This window comes from Janthinobacterium sp. GW821-FHT03C08, from assembly GCF_059420905.1.
Genome location: NZ_JBWKUP010000015.1, coordinates 94,485 through 106,518 on the forward strand (window position 1 = coordinate 94,485; position 12,034 = coordinate 106,518).

A 12,034-nucleotide genomic window follows, 5' to 3' on the forward strand; every position below is an offset into this window, starting at 1 on the left:
TGGCTACTTCCCCTCGCCAATAGTTGCCCCTTCGCAATTCCTATCTCTCACAGCGGACCGATCCTCGACGGCCAGCATTTAGACAATCACATAACTTCGCTAGTCCCGTTACAATTTTCCTATGTACATGCATGCCCATCTGTATAGATTAGCAACAGAAGCTCTCGATCCTGAGAGACAACTGATCAAGGAAATTTATGAACGACCAAGCTTCTCGCACCGCATCTCTGAACACGACAAGTAAGGAGGCACGGGACGACACACCGGTGGCGCGCATGACGTTGACTGAGGTAGACAATGCATTGATTGAACAAGAAAAGAAAATCAAGCTGAATGCTGACACTATCAAGGCAAAGCTTGCTGCAAACTCCCCAATCCCAACAGCAGTGATGCGTGAACTGTCGCGCGGAAACTCTCACAAAGCACGACTTGTAATGCGTCGTATCTCCTTGCTCGTTGAACATGGCGATCCATCCGCGAATGAACTGATTGAAAAATTGCTTAAAATTAAAATTTCTAAAAATTAATTTAGGTTCCTAGCTTACTGCCTGCGACGGCGCAGGCAGACGTTTCACTCAGAAAGCTAGAGTACTCATCCTCGAGCAAACTCAATTTTAGCGCACCGAGAACGTTTTTCTAGGCCGTTTGCCGGTCACGCACTTTGACATCATCCGCGCATAGCCAGCAATGTACAAACTCCCCCACCTGCCATTCCCGACTCCCATTAATATCAAAATCACAACACTGACGGTCTCGACTCGTCACCTTGCATATAGAAGATAAGGAGTTGATATATTGCAATTTTGACACTTTCTCATTGTTGCCTTAGTGCCATTATATTCTGGGGAATATTTCCCCTGTATAAAACCACTTCACGCATGAGGTACAGTCCTGGAACGCGGAGCTATCACCGACGATTCGCGACAATTTTGTAGTAATCTAGAAGCATGAAACCTACTGATATCTACCTCAAAATGATGTCCGAAGCACTGGATCGACTTTCTGTATGCGAAATCTACGTCGCGGCCTATGAAGAAAAAACGCACATCTACGATCTTGAGTCTGCTGCCCTGCAATTACGGAAGGCCATGGAAGCGGTTGCCTTCGCGTCGATTGCACCAAATGAGAAGATGTACGAGCAATTTCGTAAGAATGCTACTAAACCAGCTCACCACGGAAATGATTGGAGCGCATCATCAATTTTTCTCAATCTTGAGAAAGTAAACCCTGACTTCTACCCAATAGCACTTGGAGAACCAGTTAAAGAGCTTCCGGGAAAATTCGCATTTCAGGAACTCAAAGATGGATACATGGCGCGCAAACAATTCGAGAAATTCTACGCCCGATTAGGCAAGTTTCTTCATGCTGATAATCCATGGGGCAGCGAAAAGGGCTGGGATAACTTTGCAAAAGAGATTCCAAGCGTAGTCAGCAAATTGCGCACCCTACTACATTCGCATGCAGCATTGATCCAAACACCGGTATTCAGGGGAACTTGGCTTGTTCAAGCGCCCAGCGACGGCACCCCTCCTAGGATCATTCAGGCAACTGCGGATGGGCCATTCGCCAAGAAATGGTGAGCTGGGCGCTGTCTTCGCAAGCGCCGTAAGGCTGTCATCGTTGCGAATCATTCGCGCGCCGCAGATATTTTCCTGCCCAAAAAAGAAGTAATAAACATAGAGCTGTATGCTGATATCTACCTACTGATGACGAGAAAAATTTCTCGTCTCATAGAAGTAATAAACATAGAGCTATAGCTAAGTAAGTGCCCTATGAATAACGTGAAAAACCGCAAAAAAATTTTGTATGAAGACGTATCGCGTCGTATTGGATCATTTGCACTGCATTTGACAGTGAAAAAAATCATGCAACTCAGAGTTACCTGAAAACCATTTATACTCCCCATTCTCTGTATATAGAGTAGTAAAATTTACAATTATGTATTTTACACAACTACAGGATAACACCATGAACAAAGAAGAAATAAAATCGCTTGACGACTTGCAATTGTCTGCGCTGCTGGCCAACGTGCTGAATGAACTGAAAGGCCGCGATTTGGTTGGCCCCTATCAGGGTCAAGCACGTAGCTTTGCGGGCTACGTCGGTAGGCTGTCGATGGCACGCTTTGCGGACAACGTGGGTGTCACGGATGACTAAAACTGGGCTGGCTCTCATCGAGTCCAAGGAACTTGCGTAGAAACGTGGATGATCGATCCTCACCGATAAAATGCAAGATCTTTAAGTCCTGAAGATAGATGTACTCGAAGCATTGAAGAAAGATTGAAATGGCATTGAAGCTCACCAAGCCTGACGACGCGTACACTCCTAACCTGCAAGACAAGCGGGTTCAGAAACGTGTGTCGTCTGTCCTCGCTTGGTGTGACTCAAATCTGTTTGAGCACCAGCCTACAAACATTCGAGCTGTCACAAGCACAAAGAAGGGTTCGCCTTCAGCAAAAAAGCTGTCGATAACTGACGTGTTTGGCCAACAGCAGAACCCACTGTCGAAGTGGCTGCGCTACAACCTATTGATTCAGAGTGGCATTTACCACCCGGGCAAACTGGTATACGGTTATAGGCTTCGCGAGGGTGCTGTTGCACGTATCCGCTCAATGATGGGCGAAACAGCAATTGCACTCAGCGATTTACAGAAGTACGAAAAAAAATATCAGTATGAACTGGACACCCTTGAGTTCAACTATCGCGAGAAATCCGAGCGCCTCTGGCACGGACTACAGAACATACGCCGCAGCGAAAAGGAAGAATTCTGGTCGAAGTATCTGCCTTACGACTATGACATTTCTGCCTGCGCCCCTAATCTGTTGGCGCAAACAGCACGCATCGGTGGACTTCCTGCTGAAAAACTAGCCGGCGTGCAAAGGTACCTCGATGAAAAAGGCGCGTTTCGTGAACACTTCTCTGAGCTATCCGGATTGACCCTGCAACAATCAAAAGCGGTTATCAACAGCCTCTTCAACGGTGCCCGCCTGACCCCGTACTACGCCTGCTCCACGTTCGAGCTGTTGGGCTATAACCGCGATGCGCTTGACCGTATCAAAGCTGACCCGCAAGTGCAGGAAATGCTCGCGAGTATCAAAGAGATTTGGAAAATGCTCAAGCCGATTGTACAAGATGGTAATGGATCGAAGTGGAACATCTACTTCCGTCTTGAGCGCGAAGTCATCGACGTAGTGCATGAATACCTCCGCAGCACTTCGAACGCATTTTTCAGTGAACATGACGGATGGCGCTGCGCCAAACCGGTCGATACCGCTGCCTTATCCGCTCTAGTCCTGGAACGCGCAGGCTATGACCTCAAGTTCGATAAAAATTAGAACTGCTAAGCACGTTTTCAAGTAGACTTATTTTTTACACCGATTTCACCAAATCTATGCCAGTTGACCAAAATCCCGACGATCTTGATGACGAAGGTTCACTTAGAAATCTGAATCGATTCTTACGATTGGTCCGCGGCCAGGACGACCATTCGATGGTATTGTCTCTAGCGACCTTTATCGAGGATACGCTAGGCCGCCTTTTACTGGCCTATTTCAGAGACTGTAAGGCCACTCGTGAGCTGATCTCCGGATTTAATGCGCCAATTGGCACCTTAAGCAGTCGTATCAAAGCGGTGTACGCATTTGGTCTAGCAACTGAGGATCAGTTTAAGGACATGGAGATATTGCGAAAAGTGCGCAATCGATATGCCCATAATTGGGAAGGCGTTTCGTTGGAGCAAAATGACATTAGAGCAATGATAGGGCAGTTAAGTGGATACACCTTCGATCAAAAGCCGATCGAAGGTGGCGACCGAGAAAAGCTTTGGTCCACCTTGTCGAACGTTTGTGTTGAACTGCAGCTCTTCCTAAGTCGGCTTGAAGATGGCAAAATCAGGAAAGCCCCTGATGTAAGTCACCGCCTTACTGTCACGAAGCCTACAGAGGCACCACGCCCAATTCACCTGAGCTAACCCGCACCCAACCGCCCAAGAACTAAAGCGGTAGCTTAGGTGCGCGGTAGTTTGGATGACCTTCGGTTCGCTCACCTCGTGCGTTCGCCCAGAAGAATTTCGCATGGTGGCGATATACGCCTGCAGCCTCTGTGAGATCAAAAGCTGTCGCCATCACGAGCGAAAGAAGAAGGCTAACAAGCTCCAAATTGTCTTCGTAGAAGGCTTCAATTTCTTGATCGCTCGCATCCACTCTCGTCTCGCTTGACTGCATTGTTTGCCGATGCGCTAGGCGTTCATGCCGCAGCACCCGGAGCTTCTCAATCACGGCGAAACCTGATCCTCCCTCGGAATATTTCTGAACTAGCTTGACGACAGCGTCCCTCTTTGGCTTTAGGGCTTCCCTCATATACTGATTGACGCCATTCGGCGATAGCCCAGTACTGCCAGCGCGCTTAGCCACAAGCGCCTCAAAAAACTCCTTGTGACGCAACTTATCCGCGATATTGGTCATTCGGATGGCGCGCTTATCCTTATCCCAAAGCCTCATTAAAGCCATCAACATTTCACGTCGAAGAGACGACCGTACTATCTGAAAAGAATGCGTAGCGAACGAATTCCCCATCCGCTTGTGGAGGTCTTCATCATAGGCTGTTGGCTTCCATGTCTCATGAAACATGACGGCCATAACGATTTCGTCCTCTGCGGCTTTTACCGCTTTCTTCATTTCATCCAACTCTTCATCAAAGGCCATAGAAAAAATCTTTCCATTTTATCAATAAACTTCAACCTCATTGTATCACCTGAACCCTAAAGGGACTTTTTTACGCCCGCATCAACCGCGCATCTAATGTTTAATTTTGATGGCATTTGTGTTCGCATATATCAACAATCAGGTCTGGAAATCTCCCTTCTATCAATTCACGCTCTTTGAAAATCTAGATGAAGTTAGAAAGTTTTCGGGTCTCCACGCCTATACCTTTCAAAAACAATTGAAAAGATATCCACATTAACCCCTATTTGAAAAATTCCCACTCAAGCTACATTTAACATATTTTCATCACTATCCAGGATGACCTGAATCCTAGTCGTAGTTTAGGGCTATAACCTTATAGAAAGAACCTTCTTTAAGTCGAGAGGCCTCATCTGGAGACCCCAAAGAAGTTATAAACATAGCCATAGGCAGTAACTATTTCCAGAACTCAGAACAGGTCATGCTTCACCTAAAGTTACCAGCACCTTCGACGGATCTTCAAAATCTGGAAAGACAACCCGCATACTACCATTTCGGGCTTTAATAACAAAAAATCGTCCGATATCAGCTCTCGATGCATAGCGCCCTCGGATTCCGCGGCCTGTACGCAGTGGCTTGGTTCGGTAAGCATTAGCGATATACTCGTTAACCCTTCCCTCTTCCCATCCATTAGCAAGCAACTCACTTCGCAACGAAGCTAACTTCTCTGGCGCAATAAGTCTTCCTGCAGGGTATAATTTTACAGCCTCAATCAAATGCCGGATATTTTCGGAAAGCATAGACCTAGTTATTAACCGTTGTTCACCAGTAAGCGAATTAAGCGTTTCTATTGCATTCTGAATAGACTCAGCATGAGTAGAAATGTTATGCACCGTCGTCATGAGAGAAGAAAGTTCACGCTCTAAGACTATTTTTTCGGAAGACATTTTAGACAAATCTAATTCAACCTTTTTTATTCGTCGAACAATTGCGTCGGAACCTTGAGCGGTTTCGAGCGCAGATAATAATTTCTCTAACCTCGACTCACAATCAATTATTGATACATTTGTGGATACGAGACGTTCCGAGATATTCATTTCTCGTTTTTTATCAGCCTCTACTATTTTCGAATCATTGAGCAACATAGGAAGATCTATCGATGAACAAAAGGAAAGAAAACTTTTCTCAACCGCACTATAATCCCACTGAACTGCATAACATCCCAAGCCCCTTCTTGCACCATCACAAACGAGCACTTTTTTTGAAGGGCGACTAATGCCGCCACCATCCTCTGACCGAGTTCTTTTTGCTGAAGTGGTAGTTAAAACCATAGTGCTAGCACAATAACCGCACTTAACAATACCACTTAAAATATTTGGTATGTCGGTGCTCTTTTTCGCTCTCGCACCTGGAAAGCGGCGCTCCGAACGAAAATTTTTAAGAAGATTAAACTCTTCCTTTGTAATCAATGCCGGAAAGTAGTTTTTTATCGGTTCTCCCTCCGCAATATTCTCACCTCTGTTCCAAAGGCGGGGTTGAAATTCGCCATAAAGAGCATCACTATTAATTATTTTCTGAATATAAGAAGAGTGCCAACCTTTTCCATGACCAAAGGGTTTCTCACCCCTTTTATTAAGCATTTTTGCAATTACTGATTGCCCTAAGCCTGCTTTGTGCCACGCTAAAATCTCGATTACTAATGCAGCACGTTCTGGCACAAATAAAAATTCTGTTTTTTCTTCATTAAGCTTAAGCCAACGAGGACATTGAGCTGTAAGCTTCTTTCGGCCGATATTTGACCGCTTGGATTCCCACGCGGCAAGGATTCGGCGACTCTTCGTCACCGACTCCTCGTGTGCACGAGCCATTACGGTAATTGATATTATTAAATTTCCAAAGTTACTTCCGACCGATTCACTATTGTAAATCATGCGATCCGCCAAAGTCACTATAGTTATCCCATGGCTCAATATTGAAATAAAAATCTCAAGTGCTGCCAATACCTTGTCCCTCGACAGTCGATCTAAAGACTCGACTAAAAGATAAGAACCTGGAGCTATGCGCTTTCTTTTAATAGCCTCCAAAAATCCACCCAACGCACCTCGTTCTATATTAGATCTATCGAATGCGGAAAATCCCAGATCGTGCAATTGGAAATCACTATCTAATGTAAGGGAATTCTCAATTGCATACTTCTCAGAAAGCTCCAACTGTCTACGAAGTGAGTCTCCTTTTTTTTGTTCAGCCGTTGAAAAACGAACATAACTATATGCAACCGGCACGATCAACCCCCTAATGTAATAAAATTATTTCACAATTCACTTGACATTATAACATAATGCTTAACTTATGAAAATCCACTTTAAAAAAGTAGCACTATTTTTAAGTGCAAAAAAAGGGAATAGTTTTTCAACTATTCCCGATGTCTTAAGCTTTCAAATTTTTACTTAGTTAATCATTACCAATATATTTAAATTAATAATTTTTCAACTAAATTATTATCAACATCCTTCCTCTGTTGCACGCCCGAGAGCTTGCAGGAACCGTGTATCATTACCAAAGCGCTCTGCCATTTGAAGCTCATTCCTGAGTGCAAAAGCATGCTGAGAACACCGCCCACCCTTCGCATCAATACTATCAATCATTTGCCTGTTCGCTTGAGCAGGAGACAAAGGAACAGCTATAACTTGCTCTGTCACTTCATCCGCTTGAGCAGGAGACGTTTCGGGACTCTTCGATGTATGCTTCGGCAACATTGCCCCAATTATTGCCAAGCCCATCCATGAAAATGCCAAAATACGTATTAGCTTACTATAGCCACTTTTAAGTGTGAACCATGCCCCAACATACGGGATAACAACAATTGCCCCAATTAGCCACCATGACGCCTTCCTTTTAAATCCACTAGTCTGCGCATCGTTACTTTGCTTATCAATCACAATACATTTCTCCTTTTATTAGACACAAATGGTATGTCGCTGTATTACAGAAAAACCAAATACCAATATACAATTTCTATCGCAGGTAATTGAACTCACCACACGAAATATCAACCGTCAAAAGTTACAGCGCTTCTCCATAACCAAATACTTTCTAAAATTTCAGGTAGATGCTCAGTTACAGTAAGACATGTAAAGTAAATACCATCCACCTGTGCCATGCCTTAAATCAACTAAAAAGGTTGTGTGACAACTATATACCGTTATATTTTCGATGTAAACAGTTGATTAGCAACATTTTTAGTCGTTACGAAGAAAGAGTCGATAGACCACCATCTAAGTTGGATGAAAATTTGAGGTGGACATGGCAAACGAACTATCGATCAACAAGAAGATCGGCGATACAATCGCTCGTAAGAGGAAGATTGCAGGTCTGACACAAGAAGAAGTAGCTGAAGGACTGCGAATTGGTACCGAGGCTTTCTCTCGTATTGAAAGGGGGCTAGTCAGCCCTGGGATTTTCAAACTATATGAGCTGGCCGACTTGTTCAACTGCGGTGTCGAAACTTTTTTGATCGAAGGAAGTCGCAGGCCATCCGATCAAGCTGCATACATCGATCAAATGCTTATGCGCAACTCTGTTGTCGATAGACAGGTAATTGTCTCCGTTGTCGAAAAACTATCTAATCATCTCAAAAAAAATGGGCGGCAGAGAGAAAGTGACTCTTAAAGTTATGTATTCATAGACACCTTATCGAAATCAAATGGCTCACGCCCGTGCGGTTGAACACTTGCCAGTCCGACTGGGCAATGGCGCGCTGGTCGCCCACCACCAGCGCCACGATCACGCCCGCATACGGTTTTCCCTCCAGGCTGCGCAGGATGCGCGCGCGCAGCGCCGCGCGGCTCGCTTCCACCACGTTGCCGAAAGCGGGCACGAAGGCGGCCAGGCGCACGTTCGGCGCATCGGCGCGCGGCGGCGGGCGCACGTAGCCCGTGGCGCGCACGCCCTGCTCCAGCAGCCACGCCTCGTAGTCGAAGCCCTGCGGGTTCGCATTGCCGTGCGGACGCTGCAGGCGCACCGTCAGTCGCCAGCGCTCGCCCGGCTGCACGTCGCCCACCGCATTCGTCATGGCATCGCGAAAGCCCGCGTACCAGGACAGGGCGATCAGGCGCGGCACGGTCGCGCCAACGGCCTGCTCCACGGCAAAATTGAAGCGCACGCCCTGCTCGAAGCGGTACGGCAGGCTGGCGATGGTACCCGTGACGGTGACGTCCCGCCCCTCGTCGGCCAGCGCCAGCTGCGGCGCAAGCGCGGCCTGGGCCAGCCAGGCGGCCCAGTAAAAACCCAGCCCGGCACCGGCAATGAGCGCGACTACGCAGCGCCAGCGCGCGCAAGGCCGCAGCAGCACAGCGGCCAGCATGCCCGCCCCTGCGCTCGCCAGCAACATCCATCCCGCATGCCGCGGCAAGCTTGCCTGCGTCTGCAGGCAGGCGGCGCCGGCGACAAAGCCGAGTATCAGGATGCGCATGAGAAGGCAGGATCAAGGCAGAATGGTCGCGCGCGGCGAAAGGACTCAGCTACTATGATCGCGTTCCACTCTTTGCCGTCTGATCTGGCGCAATGCTGGCGTGGATAAAACCGTTCGTCCATGCAGTGCTCCACGGCAGTAGGTGTCACTTTTCGCATGCGGAGATGGCCATCCGGCGCCAAGCCGCCATGACTGTGCGAACCTTGTTTACCCCCACTGACTGCGGCCGACACCTATCTTTCATCAAAGGCAACCAGCCTGATACCGGCCGTGGACACGCCATTGCACATGCTCGACCTGGCCTGCGCGCGGCACGCGCCCGCGCCGCGTGCACATCCGGCAGCCTGAGCGCGCCGCCACCGCCCGCCGCCATCGACGGTATAATCGGCCTCGCTTATTTCAACACCCAGGCACGACATGACTTCCTCCGCACTTCCTCCCGACACTTCCACCGACCTTACCGACAGCACCGAAGACAATAACGACGCCACCCTGGTCGCGGAACTGGGGGAACTGGCCGAGCATGTCCGCCTGGTGAAAATGGAAGGCCGCGTCTTCGTGCGCTTTTCCGGCGTCGTCAAGGCGGGCGGCCTGCGCGTGCCGTATGCGCTGGTACCAAGCCAGGGCGTGCTGGCGCGGCCGGCGAAGTGGCGCAAAATGGACCGCGAGACCCGGCTGGCCCTCGTGCGCGAACGGGCCAGCGCGGCCGTCTTCGAGGAGCTGCGCCAGCACGTGATGGACTTCGTCGCCGATATCGCGGGCCAGTGCGAGGACGTCGAAGCCGACCCGATGCTGTTCCTGCACACGCTGGGCGACATGCAGACGTCGGAGCCGGCCGGCATGGTCTTCGACCGCATCCGCCAGCGCTTCAACCACGCCATCGAGCGCCAGCAGGAAGAGCAGCACGCGGCGCGCACGCGCCAGAGCATCAACCTGGCCGAATATCCCGCCTCGTTCGAGATGGCGCGCCGCCTGCCGCGCCGCTTCATCGCCCTGCTGGGGCCCACGAATTCCGGCAAGACGCACCGCGCCATGGAAGCGCTGGTCAAGGCAAAGAGCGGCATCTACCTGGCGCCATTGCGCCTGCTGGCCCTGGAAAACTACGAGCGCCTGCAGGAAGCCGCGCCGCACGGCAAGCCGCTGGCCGTCAGCCTGATCACGGGCGAGGAGCGCCGCGTCGTCGACGGCGCCACGCACATCGCCAGCACGGTGGAAATGCTGGACACGAAAACCGTCGTCGAGGTGGCCGTCATCGATGAAATCCAGATGCTGGCCGACCCGGACCGGGGCGCCGCGTGGACGGCCGCCGTCTGCGGCGCGCCCGCCCACACCGTCTACCTGGTGGGGGCGCCGGAAGCGCGGCGCGCCATCGAGGCGCTGGCCGAGCGCCTGGACTGTCCGCTGGAAGTGCACGTATTGAAGCGCATGGCGCCCCTGTCGATGGAGGCGACGGCCGTGCGCAAGGTGCGCAACCTGCGCCGCGGCGACGCCGTCATCGCCTTTTCGCGCCGCGAAGTGCTGATGTGGCGCGACATGATCACGGAAACGGGGCTGTCCGTGGCCACCGTCTACGGCAACCTGTCGCCCGAGGTGCGGCGCGCGCAGGCGCAGCGCTTCCGCGACGGCACGGCCGATATCGTCGTCGGCACGGATGCCCTGGCGATGGGCCTGAACATGCCGATCGCGCGCATCGTCATGACCACCAGCGTCAAATACAACGGCCGCGAAGAGGAAGAGATTTCCGCCGCGCTGGCGCGCCAGATCGCCGGGCGCGCGGGCCGCTACGGCGTGCATGAAGAGGGACTCGTGGCCGGCTACGACAACGAGACGCATGAAGTCATGCGCGCCCTGCTGAAGGAAAAGCTGCATCCGCTGAACACCAGCGGCTTCGCCGTGGCGCCCTCGCTCGAGCATCTGCACCGCATTTCGTCCGTCACGGGCGAGCTGTCGCTGTCCAAGCTGCTGCGCCGCTTCATCCATAACATCGACGTGCCGGACGGCTTCTTCTTCCCGCGCATCACGGAAGACCAGAAGGAGCGCGCCGTCTGGCTCGACACCCTGCCCCTGTCCGTGGCCGACAAATTTACCTTGTCGCTGGTGCCGATCTCCAGCAAGGTGCCGTCCCTGCAGACGGCGTGGGAGCACTGGGCGAAGATTCTGTCGCAGGGCAAGGCGTCCACCCTGCGCCAGCACGCGTATGGCGGCGGCACGCAAAACCTGCAGCAGGTGGAAGACACCTGCCGCTACTACTCCGCGTATGCCTGGCTCAGCTACCGCCTGCCGGAGTTCTTCCCCGATATCGCCGTCGCGCAAAACCTGTCGCGCGACGCCTCGGAACGGGTCGATTCCATCCTGCGCGCGCACAATGCGGCCTCGCGCGGACGTTCGAAGAAGTTCAAATAGGCCCTAGCGCAGTTCCCAGAACCACACCTCGGCACACGTCCAGTAGCATTCGGAACCGCACACCTGCACGCCCGCCGCCGGCAGCAGGATGTCGATATGCCCGCCCGCGCCGCCCAGGTAGCCGGGAATGCGGAAAAAGGCCACGAGGCCCTTGCGCTGGCCGATGCCGGCGACGGCCGCATCGCGGGCGAATTTTTCGGGCGCGCCGAACATCGCGGGGCTGGCCAGCATGTGCGCCAGCCTGGCCTGTCCCGGCTCGATCAGCGCGCCCTTGAACGGCCCCTTGCGGATGGCCATGCGCCCTTTCAGCTTGATGCCGGCCTTGATCAGGGCCAGGCTGACGCGGATGGCGCAGGTGTTGGCGAAGCTGTCCTTGCCGACCAGGTCTTCCCAGCCGATTTCGCCGAACAGGGTGGCCTGGTCGACGGCGGCCACGCTCGGATAATTTTCGCGCAGCTTGATGAATGCAGGTTTCACG

Annotated in this window: 12 protein-coding genes; 7 read left to right on the plus strand and 5 right to left on the minus strand. The window is 51.5% G+C overall.

What is annotated here, in order from left to right; genetic code table 11:
- Positions 1–197 precede the first annotated feature (197 nt).
- The 5 genes from AC07VL_RS21445 (at position 198) to AC07VL_RS21465 (ending at position 3,970) form a co-directional block, all read left to right on the plus strand.
- Complete coding sequence (locus AC07VL_RS21445) at positions 198–527, plus strand: hypothetical protein (protein WP_494807630.1); 330 nt, start codon at positions 198–200, stop codon at positions 525–527.
- Positions 528–947: 420 nt separating this feature from the next.
- Positions 948–1,580: a hypothetical protein gene (locus AC07VL_RS21450; RefSeq protein WP_494807631.1), complete on the plus strand. Its 633-nt coding sequence runs from the start codon at positions 948–950 to the stop codon at positions 1,578–1,580.
- 388 nt (positions 1,581–1,968) lie between these two features.
- Positions 1,969–2,157, plus strand: coding sequence for a hypothetical protein (locus AC07VL_RS21455; RefSeq protein WP_494807632.1), 189 nt, complete (start codon positions 1,969–1,971; stop codon positions 2,155–2,157).
- Positions 2,158–2,285: 128 nt separating this feature from the next.
- Complete coding sequence (locus AC07VL_RS21460) at positions 2,286–3,335, plus strand: hypothetical protein (protein ID WP_494807633.1); 1,050 nt, start codon at positions 2,286–2,288, stop codon at positions 3,333–3,335.
- Between the two features lie 56 nt (positions 3,336–3,391).
- Complete coding sequence (locus AC07VL_RS21465) at positions 3,392–3,970, plus strand: hypothetical protein (protein ID WP_494807634.1); 579 nt, start codon at positions 3,392–3,394, stop codon at positions 3,968–3,970.
- Between the two features lie 22 nt (positions 3,971–3,992).
- Here AC07VL_RS21465 and AC07VL_RS21470 read toward each other — a convergent pair whose 3' ends face one another.
- The 3 genes from AC07VL_RS21470 to AC07VL_RS21480 form a co-directional block, all read right to left on the minus strand.
- A complete protein-coding gene (locus tag AC07VL_RS21470; RefSeq protein ID WP_494807635.1) occupies positions 3,993–4,703 on the minus strand; it encodes an AbiU2 domain-containing protein in 711 nt (236 codons plus the stop codon).
- A 458-nt stretch (positions 4,704–5,161) separates the two neighbouring features.
- The gene (locus AC07VL_RS21475) at positions 5,162–6,964 is read right to left on the minus strand and encodes a recombinase family protein (protein ID WP_494807636.1); all 1,803 of its coding nucleotides are present in this window, start codon (positions 6,962–6,964) and stop codon (positions 5,162–5,164) included.
- A 219-nt stretch (positions 6,965–7,183) separates the two neighbouring features.
- Complete coding sequence (locus AC07VL_RS21480) at positions 7,184–7,621, minus strand: hypothetical protein (RefSeq protein WP_494807637.1); 438 nt, start codon at positions 7,619–7,621, stop codon at positions 7,184–7,186.
- 364 nt (positions 7,622–7,985) lie between these two features.
- On the opposite strand from AC07VL_RS21480, the gene AC07VL_RS21485 reads away from it, so the two are divergent.
- The gene (locus AC07VL_RS21485; RefSeq protein ID WP_494807638.1) at positions 7,986–8,351 is read left to right on the plus strand and encodes a helix-turn-helix domain-containing protein; all 366 of its coding nucleotides are present in this window, start codon (positions 7,986–7,988) and stop codon (positions 8,349–8,351) included.
- Between the two features lie 10 nt (positions 8,352–8,361).
- On the opposite strand, the gene AC07VL_RS21490 is transcribed toward AC07VL_RS21485, so the two are convergent.
- Positions 8,362–9,153: a ComEC/Rec2 family competence protein gene (locus AC07VL_RS21490; protein ID WP_494807639.1), complete on the minus strand. Its 792-nt coding sequence runs from the start codon at positions 9,151–9,153 to the stop codon at positions 8,362–8,364.
- Positions 9,154–9,570: 417 nt separating this feature from the next.
- On the opposite strand from AC07VL_RS21490, the gene AC07VL_RS21495 reads away from it, so the two are divergent.
- Positions 9,571–11,556, plus strand: a complete 1,986-nt coding sequence (locus AC07VL_RS21495; protein ID WP_494807640.1) for a helicase-related protein — start codon at positions 9,571–9,573, stop codon at positions 11,554–11,556.
- Between the two features lie 3 nt (positions 11,557–11,559).
- Here AC07VL_RS21495 and AC07VL_RS21500 read toward each other — a convergent pair whose 3' ends face one another.
- A complete protein-coding gene (locus tag AC07VL_RS21500) occupies positions 11,560–12,033 on the minus strand; it encodes a T6SS effector amidase Tae4 family protein (protein ID WP_494807641.1) in 474 nt (157 codons plus the stop codon).
- Position 12,034 lies beyond the last annotated feature (1 nt).